Source organism: Bradyrhizobium sp. sBnM-33, from assembly GCF_032917945.1.
GTDB lineage: Bacteria > Pseudomonadota > Alphaproteobacteria > Rhizobiales > Xanthobacteraceae > Bradyrhizobium.
The window spans coordinates 5,900,799-5,917,356 of record NZ_CP136624.1; the positions used below are offsets into that span (position 1 = coordinate 5,900,799).

The 16,558-nt window shown below is 62.4% G+C and carries 13 protein-coding genes; 8 read left to right on the forward strand and 5 right to left on the reverse strand.

All coding sequences use genetic code 11. The annotated features are described in order from the left end of the window. Positions 1 to 46: 46 nt before the first annotated feature. Both RX328_RS27755 and RX328_RS27760 read left to right on the forward strand, forming a co-directional pair. Positions 47 to 988: a polysaccharide deacetylase family protein gene (locus RX328_RS27755; RefSeq protein ID WP_213247637.1), complete on the forward strand. Its 942-nt coding sequence runs from the start codon at positions 47 to 49 to the stop codon at positions 986 to 988. A 66-nt stretch (positions 989 to 1,054) separates the two neighbouring features. Next, positions 1,055 to 1,564 carry a dihydrofolate reductase gene (locus RX328_RS27760; RefSeq protein WP_213247797.1) on the forward strand — a complete coding sequence of 170 codons (510 nt, stop codon included), beginning with the start codon at positions 1,055 to 1,057 and terminating at the stop codon, positions 1,562 to 1,564. 60 nt (positions 1,565 to 1,624) lie between these two features. Here RX328_RS27760 and RX328_RS27765 read toward each other — a convergent pair whose 3' ends face one another. Both RX328_RS27765 and RX328_RS27770 read right to left on the reverse strand, forming a co-directional pair. Continuing rightward, positions 1,625 to 2,077 carry a methyltransferase gene (locus RX328_RS27765; RefSeq protein WP_249726090.1) on the reverse strand — a complete coding sequence of 151 codons (453 nt, stop codon included), beginning with the start codon at positions 2,075 to 2,077 and terminating at the stop codon, positions 1,625 to 1,627. Then, positions 2,077 to 2,445: a methyltransferase domain-containing protein gene (locus RX328_RS27770; RefSeq protein WP_312017951.1), complete on the reverse strand. Its 369-nt coding sequence runs from the start codon at positions 2,443 to 2,445 to the stop codon at positions 2,077 to 2,079. The genes RX328_RS27765 and RX328_RS27770 overlap by 1 nt, the downstream gene beginning before the upstream one ends. A 209-nt stretch (positions 2,446 to 2,654) precedes the next feature. Between RX328_RS27770 and RX328_RS27775 the strand changes: the two genes are divergently transcribed. The 3 genes from RX328_RS27775 to RX328_RS27785 all read left to right on the forward strand — a co-directional run bounded on the left by RX328_RS27775 (position 2,655) and on the right by RX328_RS27785 (position 5,864). After that, positions 2,655 to 3,776, forward strand: coding sequence for a TRAP transporter substrate-binding protein (locus tag RX328_RS27775; RefSeq protein ID WP_317258515.1), 1,122 nt, complete (start codon positions 2,655 to 2,657; stop codon positions 3,774 to 3,776). Between the two features lie 79 nt (positions 3,777 to 3,855). Continuing rightward, positions 3,856 to 4,449: a TRAP transporter small permease subunit gene (locus tag RX328_RS27780; protein WP_213247640.1), complete on the forward strand. Its 594-nt coding sequence runs from the start codon at positions 3,856 to 3,858 to the stop codon at positions 4,447 to 4,449. Continuing rightward, a complete protein-coding gene (locus tag RX328_RS27785; protein WP_213247642.1) occupies positions 4,446 to 5,864 on the forward strand; it encodes a TRAP transporter large permease subunit in 1,419 nt (472 codons plus the stop codon). Before RX328_RS27780 ends, RX328_RS27785 begins: the two co-directional genes overlap by 4 nt. A gap of 7 nt (positions 5,865 to 5,871) precedes the next feature. On the opposite strand, the gene RX328_RS27790 is transcribed toward RX328_RS27785, so the two are convergent. Then, positions 5,872 to 6,324: a DoxX family protein gene (locus RX328_RS27790; protein ID WP_213247644.1), complete on the reverse strand. Its 453-nt coding sequence runs from the start codon at positions 6,322 to 6,324 to the stop codon at positions 5,872 to 5,874. Between the two features lie 290 nt (positions 6,325 to 6,614). Beyond that, positions 6,615 to 8,924, reverse strand: a complete 2,310-nt coding sequence (locus RX328_RS27795) for an NADP-dependent malic enzyme (protein ID WP_213247646.1) — start codon at positions 8,922 to 8,924, stop codon at positions 6,615 to 6,617. 257 nt (positions 8,925 to 9,181) lie between these two features. On the opposite strand from RX328_RS27795, the gene RX328_RS27800 reads away from it, so the two are divergent. Next, positions 9,182 to 11,164 (forward strand): hypothetical protein, encoded by a 1,983-nt coding sequence (locus tag RX328_RS27800; RefSeq protein ID WP_213247648.1) that lies wholly within the window; start codon positions 9,182 to 9,184, stop codon positions 11,162 to 11,164. A gap of 12 nt (positions 11,165 to 11,176) precedes the next feature. Here RX328_RS27800 and aspS read toward each other — a convergent pair whose 3' ends face one another. After that, positions 11,177 to 12,952 (reverse strand): aspartate--tRNA ligase, encoded by a 1,776-nt coding sequence (gene aspS, locus RX328_RS27805; protein WP_213247650.1) that lies wholly within the window; start codon positions 12,950 to 12,952, stop codon positions 11,177 to 11,179. Between the two features lie 193 nt (positions 12,953 to 13,145). On the opposite strand from aspS, the gene RX328_RS27810 reads away from it, so the two are divergent. Together RX328_RS27810 and rnd are read left to right on the forward strand one after the other, a co-directional pair. Then, on the forward strand, positions 13,146 to 14,618 hold the full coding sequence (locus RX328_RS27810; protein WP_213247651.1) for a protein adenylyltransferase SelO: 1,473 nt from the start codon (positions 13,146 to 13,148) through the stop codon (positions 14,616 to 14,618). 714 nt (positions 14,619 to 15,332) lie between these two features. Further along, the gene (rnd, locus tag RX328_RS27815) at positions 15,333 to 16,481 is read left to right on the forward strand and encodes a ribonuclease D (RefSeq protein WP_213247652.1); all 1,149 of its coding nucleotides are present in this window, start codon (positions 15,333 to 15,335) and stop codon (positions 16,479 to 16,481) included. Positions 16,482 to 16,558 lie beyond the last annotated feature (77 nt).

Consider the following 16,558-nt stretch of genomic DNA (forward strand, 5'->3'; position numbering starts at 1 on the left):
GGCAAAAGCCGCGACCCGGGAGCGGGATTCGAACAAGGAAAGCAAGATGCGCATTCGGGCAGGGATGATTTTTGCTGGCGCGATTTCGCTGCTGGCATCGAGCGCAGCGTGGTCGCAGACACCACCCGCCAAAGGCGTAGCCGCTCCGCAGGCGGCTCCAGCACCGATCCCTGCAGCGGCGCCCGCCCCCACCCGTCCTCCTTGTAACAATCCCAACGCACTCGGCATCGGCCGCACCGTCGAGATCGACACGACCGGCGGTCCCGGCTTCGGCTTCGAGCATTTCAAGGAGCTCGACTTCCTTCGCGACAAGGAGGTGGTGCTGACCTTCGACGACGGCCCGTGGCCGGTGAATACGCCTGCGGTCCTGAAGACACTCGCGGAGGAATGCACCACCGGCATCTTCTTCCCGATCGGCAAGCACGCCACCTACTATCCCGAAATCCTCAAGCAGGTGATGGCGGCCGGCCACTCGATCGGATCGCACACCTGGTCGCATGCCGCCCTCGTCAACAAGAAGCTGAACGAGCAGCAGCGCAAGGATGAAATCGAAAAGGGTTTTAGTGCCGTGAAATGGGCGCTCGGCGGCAAGGCGCCGGCGCCGTTCTTCCGCTTCCCCGCGCTGCAGCACCCGCCGGAGATGGTCACCTATCTTGGCGAGCGCAACATCGGGATTTTCTCCTGCGATCTCGATTCCTTCGACTTCAAGGCGAGCAAGGCGCAGACGATCATCGACACCGTGATGCGCAAGGTCGAGAAGAACGGCAAGGGCATCATCCTGATGCACGACTTCCAGAAGCACACCGCCGAAGCCCTACCCGAGCTTCTGCAGAAGCTGAAGGCCGGCGGCTACAAGGTGGTCGCGATGCGCGCCAAGACGCCGGTGCAGACGATTGCGCAATACGACGAGGACATCGTCAAGGACCTGAAGCTGCCGACCGTGAGTGCGCGTCCGGTTTCCAGCGTCGTGCAGACGATCTCGGAATAACGCGGCGCGACACGCCCCGTGCCGGCGCTGCGCATCGAAGGCTATGTCATCGTCTCCGCGGACGGCATGCTGGCGGACGCGCGCAACGTCATGCCGGAGGAATTGAAGTTCGAGGGCGACAAGGCGTTTTTCACCGCCGCCCTCGACCGCGCCGATCTGATCCTGCACGGCCGCAATTCCTACGAGGACCAGCCGAATTCGCCGCGGCGCAAGCGTGTCATCCTGACGCGAAAGATAGACGCGATCGGGCCCGATCCGTCCAATCCGAAAGCTACGCTGTGGAATCCCGCGGGCGCTTCGTTCGAAGCCGCCTGCCATCATGCAGGCGTGGATACTGGCACCGTGGCCGTAATCGGCGGCCCCGGCGTGTTCGGCATGTTCATGGACCGCTACGACGTGTTCTGGCTTTCGCTAGCGCCGCACGTCCGGCTACCCGGAGGCGAACCCTGTTTCCCCGGAGTCCCAGCCCGCTCGCCGCAGGAAATCCTCGCCGAGCACGGGCTGCGCGCCGGCGAGCCTCAGATGCTTGATGCAGCGCATGACGTCACCGTCACGCCGTGGCGGCGCGGCGCGTAGCGGTGAAAATCCAACCAAGGCGGAATGTTGGTCCCGACCTTTGGTGGATGTTGAGAGCCGCTACCGGGCTGGTCCAGCTCGCGCAGTCACGATCCAGACGGACGCCAAGAGCTGCACCCTGGAGGGGTCGCCCAAGGCTGCTAGCGCCGCACGCAATGGAGGCTCGGCCGTCGCTCGCAGCGCGGGGTTCTCGCGAACGATCTTTCCGAGCGGCCCCACTTTCAGAAGCACCGAAGTCATCGCATCGAGATCGCCGCTCGATACCTTTTCATCATGCGATTGGATGATGACCTCGCTGAACCCAGCCGCCTCAAGTGTGCGGCGGATGTGTTCGGGATCAGCGAAACTGAACGGACTCTCGTCCACGGTCGACTGGAGCCCCGCTGCCGAAAGCGGAAGGTGATCCAGCTCGTTCTCCTGGAGGGAACGCCAACAACTAAACGCCAGCGCACCTGACGGCTTCAGAATTCTACGGAAGTTGGCGAAAGCCGCGACCGGATCGCCGAAGGTCATCAACCGAATCGAGAGAACACGGCGTCCGCACTCTCAGACGGCAATTCCAAGGACTGAGCGTCTGCCTGGATCAACCTCACTTGGCTGAGTGGCCCGGTCCTCCGCTTGGCGATTTTAAGGAGCAACGGGGCCACGTCCACCCCGATCACTTGCCCTTCAGTTCCGACCCGCTCAGCGAGCTGGATAAGGGTCTGCCCTGCTCCGCACCCGATATCGACGACAATGTCTCCCATACCGAGACTCAGGGCTTCGATGGCCTTCAGCCCCAAGGGAGAAAGCTGGAGGTCAATTAGCGCATATGCCTCGGCCCACGCCTTTGCGTGGAGGAGCTCCGAAGACGCGATGTTCGCTAAACCTTGGCCAGGCATTGGAGGTCCATAGCAAGCGCGCAGGGCCACGTCTCCAGCCGACCCTGGGCCGACCCAAGCGTCAGGTCTACCACTGGATCGTAACCCTTTCGTCCAATTCGCCCCGCGCAAACCCGGCCTCCGCCAGAGATCGCTTGACAGCACGCGGGCGCGGTTCCAACCTGAAAAGAAAAAAGAAAAGCAAACATCATCATCGGGAGGACCACAACATGTTGAGGCGCGCTTCAACTATGCTTGCAGCGGTGACTCTTGGGTTCGTCACTGCTTTGACCGGGCCAGTTCAGGCCCAAACCGCCGAAAAGCCGTTAGTGCTGAAGGGTCAATCGACCCACCCTGCATCCTCGAACTTCCATCTCATCTTCAAGCTTTGGGCCGAGACCGTCGAAAAGATGACGGCCGGACGCCTCAAGATCGAGACGCTGCCGGCGGGAGCGATCGTGCCGCCGTTCGAGGTATTCGACGCCACTTCCAAGAATGTTCTCGATGTCGGCATGGGACCGTTCGGCTACATCCTCGGCCGCAACACCGCGACCATACCGATGTCGCACGGTCCGCTCTACGGCATGGACGGCTCGGACTACTGGGCCTGGTACTATGACGGCGGCGGCATGAAGCTGCTCGACGAGTTCTATCGCGACGTCCTCAAGCTGAACGTCGTCGGCTTCCCGATCCCGACCGATTACCCGCAGGGAATGGGCTGGTTCAAGAAGGAGATCAACAGCCTGGCCGATCTCAAGGGCCTGAAGTACCGCATCTACGGCATCGGTGCGGAAACCTACGGGCGACTCGGTGTCTCGGTTGTCACCATTCCCGGCGGCGAGATCGTGCCCGCCATGGAGCGCGGCGTGATCGAGGGCGCCGAGTGGATCAACTGCGAGGAGGACAAGAAGCTGGGTCTGCATCAGGTCGCCAAGCATTACTACACGCCGGGCATGCACGAGCCCGTCACCGGCGGCCAGTTGATGATCAACGGCGATGTCTGGAAGAAGCTCACGCCTGACCTGCAGGAGATCATCAAGGTGGCGAGCGTCTACGCCACGACCACGCGCAATTTCGCGTTCAATCGCGAGACGGCGCACGCTTGCCAGGAACTGATCAAGATGGGTGTCCAGATGCACCGTACACCCGACGAGGTCCTGAAGAACTTCCTCGACGAGTGGGAGAAGATCCAGGCCGAACACGCGGCAAAGAATCCCTTCTACAAGAAGGTGATCGACAGCCAGAAGGCCTATGCCGAACAGATCGTGCCGTTCAAGCTCTCCTGGTTCCCGCCGTACAATTTTGCCGGCGAGTATTACTGGAAGAACAAGATCTACCTGACCAAGAAGTGATCTCGCTTCGCGTGTAGCGAAGCTGCTGGCGTCCGCAACTGCCGGACGCCAGCACCGCACTGCCCAAATAGGAGTGATCATGTCGGCGGACACCAGCAGTGCTTCGGTGCCGGGCGATCCGGGCGGCGAATTCCCGCGCGCTTTTTACGGGATCATTCGGGCGATCGACGGCTTCACCGATGTGACCGGCAAGCTCATCGCTCTAACGATGCTGTTTTTGATGGTGACGATCTCGTACGAGGTCGTCATGCGCTACGGATTCAACGCGCCGACCGTTTGGGTTTATGAATCGAGCTTCATGGCCAATGGTGCGGCCTTCATGCTCGGAGCCGCATATGCGCTGTTGAAAGGCGCACACGTTCGCACCGACATCTATTGGGAGAATTACTCGGAGCGAAAAAAGGGCGTCGTCGACCTGATCTCCTATCTGCTGTTTTTCTATCCGGCCATGATCACGTTCATGCTGATCAGCATTGACGACGCCTTGCACTCCTATGACACCGGCGAACGATCGCAGGAAAGCGTTTGGCGCGCGATCATGTGGCCTTTCAGGGCCACGATCCCCTTGGCAGCCCTTCTTCTCATGATCCAGGGCGTGTCCGAGGTACTGAAGTGCTGGTACCAGATCCAGTTCGGGCGCGAGTTCGTCCACAGAGAAAAGATCGAGATATGACGGGAGTCGAACTTCTCGGACTTGTCATGCTCCTGGTGATGCTGGGAGCGATTTTCATCGGCCTTCCGATCAGCTTCACGCTGCTGTTTCTGGCGCTGATATTCGGCTACGTCGGCATGGGCGAGCGGGTGTTCAATCTCGCCTACCTGCAGACCATTGGCCTCATGAAGCAGGACGAACTCGTCGCAGTTCCGATGTTCATTCTGATGGGGTTCATCTGCGATCAGGCCGGACTGATGGAGCGACTATTCAAGGCGTTCCGCGACCTGTTTGCACCGATTAATGGCGCGCTCTACGTGGTCGTCATCCTCACCGCGACGCTGTTCGGCATCGCCGCCGGAACCGTCGGCGCGACGGTTACACTCCTAGGCATCATGGCTGGGCCGATGATGATCCGGGCGGGTTATGACGTGCGCATGTCGGCCGGCGCAATTGCGGCCGGCGGCACACTCGGCATCCTGATCCCACCGTCGGTGATGCTGGTCGTCATGGCGCCCGTGCTGGATATCTCGATTATCGATCTTTATGCGGCCGCCTTCGGCCCGGGCTTCCTCCTGTCCGCCATGTTCATCGCCTACACCCTGATACGCTCTCACTTCAATCCGAAGCTCGGCCCGCCCGTGCCGATCGAGGACCGGCCCGACTCGATGCGGATCGTGCTATGGGAATGTCTGGTCGGTCTTGTGCCGATTGCAGTACTGACGATCCTTACGCTCGGTGCCATCCTCGCCGGAATCACAACGGCCGCAGAGGCGGCAGCGTTTGGCGCACTGGGGTCAATCGTCCTCGTCATTGCCTACGGGCGGTTCTCGTGGCGCGGGTTGCTGGATGCTTGCTACGGCACACTTGCAACGACCAGCATGGTGCTCCTCCTCGCGGTAGCCTCCAACGTGTTCGGTTCAGTCTTCTCCTGGCTCGGCACCGCAACCTGGATGACCAATGCCTTGCTGGCCTCGCCGTTGCCGGCCTGGGGCACGATGTCCCTGCTGCTGGGCCTGATATTCCTGCTCGGCTGGCCATTCGAATGGCCGGCCATCGTGTTCATCTTCCTACCGATGCTGGCGCCGGTGGCCAAGGGCCTCGGCTACGACATGGTTTGGTTCGGTTGCCTCGTCGCGGTCGTGCTGCAAACCGCCTTCCTCTCTCCGCCGGTCGCCATGTCGGCCTACTATCTCAAGCAGGTCGTCAAGGAATGGAACCTGAGGCTGATCTACCGGGGCATGGCCGACTTCATGGTTATCCAGTGCGTCTGCGTGGTCCTGGTGCTGGCCTTCCCTGCGATCGCGATGTGGTTCCCGCAATGGCTGCAGGCGCGCAGGATGGCAGCGCGTACCGCACAGATCGAGCACGTCGCGCCGCCGCCGAATGCGGCCGCGACGCTCGATGGCCCGCGCGTTGCGATCCGGAATTTCTGACCGCGACTTAGATGTCCCCGTAAGCCGGCTCGTTCGGCCGCGGACCCTTGCCGTATCCCGCGATCATGAACAGGGCGCCGATGATCGACAGATTCTTCAGAGCCTCGATCAACGTCTTGGCATTCTCAGGCGCCGGCTGATTCCAGAAATCGTGGAAGTAGAAGGTCGTGGCGAGCACGAAGAAGATCAAGAGGATCGCGAAGAAGCGCGCGCCGAAATTGACCGCGATCATCAGGCCGGCGAGGATTTCGAAACCGCCGACGCCGACCGCCAGTAGTTGCGGCATCGGCATGCCGGCCATGGTCTCGAGCTGCGACGTATAGGGCGCAAGCATCGCGGGAATGGTCACCTTGGATGCGATAAAGTCCGCCGTCTGCTGTATAGCGAAGAGCTTGGTCGCTCCCGTGTACATGAAAAGGACGGCGAACAGGACTCGCCCGAAGGTGACTAACGCTGGCATGGGATCGGCCTCACTGAATGGCATGCAAAAGATAGCAGGCGGCGCGAAACGATTATGGGCGTTTCGTCTCCGCTTTTCAAACGCTCAAATCGAAACCATCCGCGCAGGAGCCTGCGCGCGCCCCAACCAGACATTCCTATAGAAGCAGAACCAAGGCGCTTTCTTGATCATCGCATTTTCGAAGCACAAGCCTGCCCCGGGTTTGATCCGGGACAGGCGGCGCTTCGCTTGAAGAAAATACGTCAGAACAAGAGGCTACATCCCGATTTTGATTCAGTCTGAAACGGGATCTACCCAAACAAGGTTGGCTGCTGGCGGCCGGCGCGCTCCTGGGCTTCGACGGCGGCGACCGCCGTCATGTTGAGGACGCCGCGCGCCGTCACCCCCGGGGTGAGGATGTGCGCCGGGCGTGCCGGGCCGATCAGGATCGGACCAACGGGAAGCGCATCCGCCAGCGTCTTGATCATCTGGTAGGCGACGTTGGCGGTGTCGAGGTTCGGCATGATCAGGATGTTAGCGTCGCCTTCCAGGTTCGAATGCGGCAGCACGAGTTTTCGCGCGGCGGCCGAGAGCGCGGTATCGCCCTGCATCTCGCCGTCGGCCTCGAGCTCCGGATGCTTTTCTTTCAGAAGCGCGGTGGCACGGCGCATCTTGCGCGAGGAATCCGTATCATAACTGCCGAAGTCGGAATGTGACACGAAGGCGACGCGTGGCTTCATGTTGAACCGCTGGACATGGGTTGCCGCTAGCGACGCCACCTCCGCCAGCTCCTCGGCGCTCGGATTCGGACGCACCTGGGTATCTGCGATGAAATAGGAACCCTTGCTGGTGATCATCATCGCCAGCGCTGCGAAATCGCTGACGCCGGGCAGGAAGCCGATGATTTCACGGACATGGCGCAGATGGCTCATATAGCGGCCTTCGACGCCGCAGATCATGGCATCAGCCTCGCCGCGCACCACTGCGAGCGCGGCAATCACGGTGTTGTTGGTGCGAACCACGGTGCGCGCAGCCTCGGGCGTGACGCCGCGCCTTCCAGCCACGTCGATATAGGTCTGCACGTAGGAGCGGTAGCGCGGATCGTCTTCCGGGTTGACGAGGTCAAAATCCTGCCCGGCCTTGATCGAGAGGCCGAACCGCTTGATCCTGGCTTCGACCACGGAAGGCCGCCCGACCAGGATCGGCCGCGCCAGCTTCTCTTCCAGCACGACCTGCGTCGCGCGCAGCACGCGCTGGTCCTCGCCCTCGGCATAGATCACGCGAACCGGCTGGGTCTTGGCCTTGGCGAACACCGGCTTCATGACGAGGCCGGAGCGGAAGGCGAAGCGTTCCAAGAGCGCGGTATATTCCTCGAAATTCGTGATCGGGCGTGTCGCCACGCCGGATTCCATCGCAGCCTTCGCCACTGCCGGCGCGATGCGCAGGATCAGCCGCGGATCGAATGGGCTCGGGATCAGCGAGCCCGGGCCGAAGCCTTGCGTCTCACCACTGTCAAAACCCTGCGCCACCGCATCCGACGGCGGATCGCGCGCGAGCTGCGCGATCGCTTCGACGGCGGCATGTTTCATTTCCTCGTTGATCCCGGTGGCGCCGACGTCGAGCGCGCCGCGGAAGATGAACGGAAAGCACAGGACGTTGTTGACCTGGTTCGGAAAGTCGGAACGCCCGGTGCAGATCATCGCGTCGGGGCGCGCCTTCCTGGCTTCGTCCGGCATGATTTCCGGGGTCGGATTGGCCAGCGCCATCACCAGCGGCTGGTCAGCCATCGACTTGACCATCTCTGATGTGAGCACGTTGGGCGCAGACAAACCTAAGAAAATATCCGCGCCGCCGATCACGTCAGCCAGCACGCGCGCACTCGTTTTTTGCGCATAGACCGCCTTCCAGCGGTCCATCAGCGTGTTGCGCCCCTCATGCACGACGCCGTCGATGTCGCAGACCCAGATGTTCTTGCGCTGTGCGCCCATCGATACCAACAGATTGAGGCACGCGATCGCGGCAGCACCAGCGCCGGAGCAGACGATCTTCACTTCGGGCAATTTCTTGCCGTTCAACAGCAAGCCATTAACGATGGCGGCTCCTACGATGATCGCCGTGCCATGCTGGTCGTCGTGGAACACCGGGATCTTCATGCGCTCCTTGAGCTGCGCCTCGATCTCAAAGCATTCCGGTCCCTTGATGTCCTCGAGATTGATGCCGCCGAAGGTCGGCTCGAGCGCCGCTACCGTCTCGACCACGCGCTCGATAGTGTCGGCGGCGATCTCGATGTCGAACACATCGATCCCGGCGAATTTCTTGAACAGGACCGCCTTGCCTTCCATCACGGGCTTGGACGCCAAGGGACCGATATTGCCGAGCCCCAAGACCGCGGTACCGTTGGAGACCACGGCGACGAGATTGGCGCGGGAAGTCAGCGACGCCGCTTCGGCCGGATTATTGGCGATCTCGGTGCAGGCCGCCGCCACGCCCGGTGAATAGGCCAGCGCGAGGTCGCGCTGGTTGGCGAGCGGCTTGGTCGCCTGGATCTCGAGTTTACCGGGCCGCGGCAGCCGATGATACGCGAGCGCCGCAGAACGCAGATCTTCAGAATAGGACGACATGTAGGCTCCCGCGTTTCCGGTCCCGAACTCTTGCCTTATTGATACTTCCAGATCAGGGGTCAGTTTGCCGGCAAAATGAGGGGGATGTGAAGCACGGGCGACCACTTGGATGCAACATCCGAGAACGCTGCCGTCAACAGGGGCTCATCGACGCAGAGCAGCAAATCCGGTAGCATATTCGTCTCCCTACCCCATCCCCCCGGCCGACAGTATGGCAAATCTGCCCCCCCGCCACGTCGGCGACCGGAGCACAACTAATGGTAAAGATATTGCTGGGTCTGGTCGCCGCGGTCGTGATCGCGGTGGGCGGCTTCTTCGGCTTCGAGTTCTACACCCAGCATCGAATCGCGCGCGAGGTCGAGGCCGCGTTCGAGCAGATCAGAGCCACCGGCGGCAAGGCCAGCCACGGCAAGGTGTCGTTCGACCTGAAGAGCCGAACGCTCAGGATAGACGATATCGCGACTGAATCGGCATCGCAGCCCCCGGTTCGCGTGAAGATTGCCAGCATCACAGCCACAGGCGTCGATCAGCCGGATGCGACGCGATTCTCGGCCGATGCGATTGACGCGATCGACCTCGAAATCAATGCCAGCATGCCGGCAGGGGCAGATTGGCAAGTCACCTATAAGGTGCCGCGGATCGCGGCGAAGGATTTTTCCGGTCCGGCAAGCCTGCCGCGGCCACCGGCGTCCTCCTCGACGATAGATCTGTATCGATTGCTTATCGAACAGTTTGGTGCGGTCACCGCCTCCTCGATCACGGCACCCACCGTTGCGGGTACCATGAACTCCGGAAACCCGGCGCTGGGGAAGGGAGAATTCGCCTATTCCAACCTTACGCTGCGCGACATGAAGGCCGGCAGGATCGCCGCTGTCACTATCGACCGAATGACATTCACAGGGACCACGCAACCGAAGGGTAAGCCCGAGAAGGTGACCGGAGACCTGGCCAATCTTGCTGCGCAGGACGTCGATACGCTAGCCGCCGCAGCCATCCTCGATCCGCAGCGCACCAATGACGACCAATACTACCGCGTCTACCGGCAGATTAGTGCCGGTGCCTATACGATCAACTCAGGGCAAGGTCCGGCGCTGCGTATCGAGGGGCTGACGGCGGACGATATCGGGGCGCGGCCCTCGCGATTGCAGTTGGCTGCGCTGCTGGCAACGATGCCGTCCGGCACTGCCCAGCCCACGCCGGCGCAGGCGCGCGAAATGATGGAGCAGGCGGCCAAAATCTACGAGGGCGTGCGCATCGGAAATGCCGAGATACGCGGCATTTCGATGGATATACCGGAGGGCGGCTTCAAGCTCGCGTCGATGCGCTTCAGTCTGGAGAACGGAAAGACGGGCGAATTCGCAGTCGAGGGTTTTGACGGCCGGACGCCGCAGGGTCCGGTCAAGCTCGCCCGCTTCGCGCTCAAGAGCGTCGATGTCGCCGGCTTGTTGCGCATGACCGCGCAGTTCTCAAACCCGACGCAACAGCCGCCGGCCGACCAGGCGCTCGGCATGATCGCGCTGCTCGAGGGCGCCGAGCTCAAGGGCTTCGCTGCCCCCTACAAGAACACCGGCAAGCCGATCAATGTCGACCTCGTTAGCTTGGACTGGGGGCAGTTCGTCGGACCGATTCCGAGCAAGGCACGGCTGATCGCGAAGATGTCCGGTCCGCTCGACGCGACGCATCCCGGCCAGCGAATGCTGATTGCCGCGGGCCTCGACAAGTTGGCGCTCGATCTCGATCTCGGTACGGCGTGGACCGAAGCATCACGCTCATTCGTGCTGGAGCCGGCAACGGTCGAGCTTGGTGGCATGCTGAAAGCGTCGGCAAGAATTTCGCTCGCCAACGTGCCGCGCGAGGTGTTCTCGATCAATCCGCTTCAGGCAGCCGCCATGGCGACGCAAATCGAGGCCGGCGGAATCGAACTCACGGTGCGCGATCTCGGTGTCGTTGATCGCGCGGTCGCCCATTATGCCCGGATGCAGAACATCAGCCGCGACGCGGCGCGGCAGGCGATCGTCAAGGATGTCAGGGACAGCGGTGCCAAAACGGCGGCCAGTAATCCCGATGCAGAGGCGGTGGTGGATTCGCTGGCGCGCTTCATCGAGACGCCGGGGACAACCCTCACGATCAAGCTTACACCGCTCGGCAAGATTCCGGCTATGCAGCTATTCCATCTGCTTCAGACCGATCCGCTCATTGCCTTGTCGCAGTTTCGGCTGGAGGCCGCGACGGCGCTCTGAGCCGTCGCGTGCCTATCCCTTGTCCGGCAGATTGAGCCGGATGTGAAGCTCGCGGAGCTGCTTTGTGGTGACCTCCGACGGCGCGCCCATCAGGAGGTCCACGGCCTGCTGGTTCATCGGGAACAGCGAGATTTCGCGCAAATTCGTGGTGCCGCAGAGCAGCATCACGATGCGGTCGACGCCGGCCGCCATGCCGCCATGCGGCGGGGCGCCGTACTGGAACGCGCGATACATGCCGCCGAAACGCTCGACGACATCCTTCTCGCCATAGCCCGCGATCTCGAACGCCTTCACCATCGCTTCCGGCTTGTGGTTGCGGATACCGCCGGAGGCGATCTCGTAGCCATTGCAGGTGATGTCGTACTGGAACGCCTTGATGGTCAGCGGATCCTGCCCGTTAAGTGCATCGAGGCCGCCCTGCGGCATCGAGAACGGGTTGTGCGAGAAGTCGACCTTCTTGTCTTCCTCGTTGTACTCGTACATCGGGAAGTCGACGATCCAGGCAAGCTCGAACCGGTCCTTGTCGATCAGGTTCAATTCCTCGCCCACCTTGGTGCGGGCCAGACCTGAAAACTTCCAGAATTTTTCCGGGTCGCCGGCAACAAAGAAGGCGGCATCGCCCTCCTTCATGCCGAGCTGCCCCCGGATCGCAGCCGTCCGCTCCGCGCCGATGTTGTTGGCGAGCGGTCCCGCGCCCTCGCCGCCCTCGCGCCACATGATGTAGCCGAGGCCGGGCTGACCCTCGCCCTGCGCCCACGAGTTCATGCGGTCGCAGAACGCGCGGCTACCGCCGGTTGGTCCGGGAATCGCCCAGACCTGGTTTTTTGGGTCTTCCAGCATCCGCGCGAACACCTTGAAGCCGGAGCCGCGGAAGTGTTCGGAGACGTCCTGCATCACAATCGGGTTGCGCAGGTCCGGCTTGTCGGTGCCGTACTTGCGTAAGGCTTCCGCAAACGGAATCCGCGGCCAGCCTTTGGTCACCGGCTTGCCCTTGGCAAATTCCTCGAACACGCCGGTGACAACAGGCTCCATCGCCGCAAACACGTCCTCCTGCGTGACGAAGCTCATCTCGACATCGAGCTGATAAAACTCGCCCGGCAGGCGGTCGGCGCGCGGGTCCTCGTCGCGAAAACACGGCGCGATCTGGAAGTAGCGGTCGAAGCCGCTCATCATCAGGAGCTGCTTGTACTGCTGCGGTGCCTGCGGCAGCGCATAGAACTTGCCCGGATGAATGCGCGACGGCACCAAAAAGTCGCGCGCGCCTTCCGGCGAGGATGCCGTCAGGATCGGGGTCTGGAACTCGAAGAACCCCTGCTCCTTCATCCGCCGGCGCATGGAATCGACGATGGCGCCGCGGGTCATGATGTTCTGGTGCAGCTTCTCGCGACGAAGGTCGAGGAAGCGGTACTTGAGCCTGATGTCTTCAGGATATTCCTGCTCGCCGAACACCGGCAGCGGCAATTCGCCGGCCGGACCCAGCACCTCGATCTCGCTGACGTAAACCTCGACCTTCCCGGTCGGCAGTTCCAGATTGTCGGTGCCTTCAGGGCGGCGGCGCACCTTGCCGTCGATCCGCACCACCCATTCCGAGCGGAACTTTTCCACGTCCTTGAACGCCGGCGAATCCGGGTCGGCCACGCATTGGGTGATGCCGTAATGGTCGCGCAAATCGATGAACAGCACGCCGCCATGGTCGCGGATACGGTGGCACCAGCCGGAAAGACGGGCAGTTTGCCCGATGTCGCTCTCGCGGAGCGCGCCGCATGTATGTGACCGGTAGCGATGCATGGAAGTCCCAAAAAAACAGATGTCGGAGGTTGATAATCGGGGGCCAAAGCCGGCCCGAAGTTGCGGAGGGGTTTACCCGACGCAGCCGGGGGCGGCAACCAATGGCGGGGCTGTTTTCGGGTCAAAACGGCCATTTCGGCGAGCCCGCATCTGGACCGTTTGCCTATTCCGGGGCCGCGCCTATCTTTAAGCCATGACCATTCATTTCCCATTCCAGAACACCTATTCGGCGTTGCCGGCGAACTTTTTCGCCCGCGTGGCCCCTACCCCGGTCGCCGCCCCGCGGCTGATCAAGCTGAACCGGGCGCTGGCCGTCCACCTTGGTATCGATCCCGATGTGCTGGAGAGTCCCGAAGGGGCGGAAATCCTCGCCGGCAAGCGCCTGCCCGAGGGCGCCGACCCGATCGCCATGGCCTATGCCGGCCACCAGTTCGGCCAGTTCGTGCCCCAGCTCGGCGATGGCCGCGCCATCCTGCTCGGCGAAGTCATCGACAAGGACGGCGTCCGCCGCGACATCCAGCTCAAGGGCAGCGGGCCTACGCCATTTTCGCGCCGGGGCGACGGCCGCGCCGCGCTTGGACCGGTCTTGCGCGAATACATCGTGAGCGAGGCGATGTTTGCGCTCGGCATTCCCACCACCCGCTCACTCGCCGCCGTGATCACCGGCGAGAATGTCATGCGCGAGACCATGCTGCCCGGCGCGGTGCTCACGCGTGTCGCCGCCAGTCACGTCCGTGTCGGCACCTTCCAGTTCTTCGCAGCGCGCGGCGATACCGACGGCGTGCGCAAGCTCGCCGACCACGTCATCGCGCGGCACTATCCTGATGTCGCCGAGGCCGAGCGTCCCTATCACGCGCTGCTCGAAGGCGTCGTCGCCCGCCAAGCCGATCTGGTCGCCCGCTGGCTTCTGGTCGGCTTCATCCATGGCGTCATGAACACCGACAATACCTCGATCTCGGGCGAGACCATCGACTACGGCCCGTGCGCGTTCATGGACGAATACAACCCCGCGCAGGTGTTCTCCTCGATCGACGAGATGGGCCGCTACGCCTACGCCAACCAGCCGCGCATCGCGCTGTGGAATCTGACGCGGCTCGCCGAATGCTTGCTGCCGCTGTTTGCCGACGAGCAAGACAAGGCGATCGAACAGGCGCAGTTCATCCTCGGCGAATTCGCCGACAAATTCACCGCCGCCTATCAGTCAGGCCTGCGCAAAAAGATCGGCCTGTTCACCGCGCGCGACGGCGATGAAGCCTTGATCCAGGACCTGCTCGACGCCATGGCGAAGAACACCGCCGACTTCACCCTCACCTTCCGTCGCCTCGCTGATGCTGCGGGTGATCCCGCCGAGAACAAGGTGCGCGATCAGTTCACCGATCCCGCCGCGTACGACGAGTGGGCCGCACGCTGGCGCCAACGCCTCGCCGACGAGCCGCAATCCGCCGCCGAGCGGCAGGCCGCAATGCGCTCGGTGAATCCGGCGTTCATCCCGCGCAACCATCGCGTCGAAGCCGTAATCGCCGCCGCCGTGAACAACGACTATACGCCGTTCGAGGAATTGCTGACGGTGCTGTCGAAGCCGTACGAGGATCAGCCCGAGTTCGCGGCCTACGCCGATCCGCCACTACCGGACCAACGCGTGCTGCGGACATTCTGCGGGACGTAAAGACGCTGATCTTTCCACGTCATTGCGAGGAGCGCAGCGACGAAGCAATCTATCTCCTTGTGGCGCTATGGATTGCTTCGCTTCGCTCGCAATGACGTGGTGAGAGCTCACGGCCCGCCAAACAGAACCGTACGATGGGTAGAGCGAAACCCATCACTAGCTCGCGTGATGCTGATGGGTTTCGCTTCGCTCTACCATCCTACACACACTGCCGTTAACCCAACTCCTTAAGCAGCCATCCACCATCCGACGACGCGCTTCCCTGCACGGTTCCACAAATTAACAAACGCTCAACGCGCTCCCCGCAATTCTAACGGTTTACTGGGGAGAATTGCCGTGGACGCCTTTGCTTTCGAATTCGTGGGACTGGTGATGATTGCGCTCTGCCTCGTCGTGCTCGCGATCCCGTCGGGCCGTCGGCGGTCGCGGCACGTGCGCTACGAGTGATCACGTAGAGTGGTTGAGCCCTTGGCGAAACTCATCACCGTCGCCCCGATATGATGGGTATCGCTTTCGCTCCACCCATCCTACACAGCGCCGCCGCCCGGTCGACCGATCAAAACCGTGCCGCATGCGTTGCCGGGCGTCGCCGGCCCTCAAGACGACGCAAAAAAGCCGTGCTCAGGCTCAAATGCAAGGCTCAAATCCTCCGCGACACCCTTGACATATCAGCGTTTTCGGCAGAACGCCTGTCCGACGCGTCATGGATTGTTCATGGATCTGATTACCACCACTTCCGACCTCGCCGCCGCCTGCTCCCGGCTCGCCCAACACAAGGTCATCACCGTCGATACCGAGTTCCTGCGGGAGACGACGTACTACCCCCTGCTCTGCGTCGTGCAGATGGCGAGCGCGGACGAAGCCGTCGTGATCGACACGCTGGCGCCCGGCATCGACCTCAAGCCGTTCTTCGATCTGATGGGCAACGAGGCGGTGCTGAAAGTATTCCACGCCGCCCGCCAGGATATCGAGATCGTCTGGCACCAGTCCGGCACCATTCCGCATCCGATCTTCGATACGCAAGTGGCCGCGATGGTGCTGGGCTATGGCGACAGCATCGCCTATGACCAGCTCGTCGAGCGCGTCACCGGCCACCGGCCGGACAAAACCCACCGTTTCACCGACTGGTCGCGCCGGCCGCTGACGCCGGAGCAGATGCATTACGCGATCTCCGACGTCACCCATTTGCGCGACGTCTTTGCCGCCCTCGATACCGATTTGAAGAAGCGCGGCCGCAGCGACTGGGTCAGCGAGGAGATGGAAGTCCTGACCTCGCCAAGGACCTACGATTTCCACCCCGAGCGCGCCTGGGAGCGGCTCAAGAGCCGGGTCCGCAAGCCGAAGGAGCTTGCGGTGCTGATGGAAGTCGCGGCCTGGCGCGAGCAGGAAGCGCAAAGCCGCGACGTGCCGCGCTCACGCGTGCTGAAGGACGACGCAGTCGGCGACATCGCGACCCACGCGCCGACCTCACTGGAGCGTCTCGCCAGCCTGCGCTCGCTGCCGAAAGGCTTTGACCGCTCCAAATGGGGCAGCGACATCATCGCCGCCGTGCAGCGCGGCCTCGCCCGCGATCACTCCACCTTGCCAAAGATCGAAAAACCGCGCGGCAGTTCGAATGGCGCCGCGACCGTCGAGCTCCTGAAAGTGCTGCTGCGGATGACGTCCGAACGCCACGCCGTCGCCAGCAAGGTGATCGCTACCGTCGACGATCTCGACCAGATCGCCGCCGACGACCATGCCGACGTCGCTGCATTACACGGCTGGCGCCGCGAATTGTTCGGCGAAGCGGCGCTGGCGCTGAAGCACGGCCGGCTGGCGCTCGCGATAGAAAAAGGCCGAGTTATCCGGGTCGACCGGGCGTAGACTCTCGCGCTCCCCGGATGCTGCGCAGCGCGAAGCGGTGCGCTGCTGATCCGGGGTCCATATGCCGCGAGCCATGG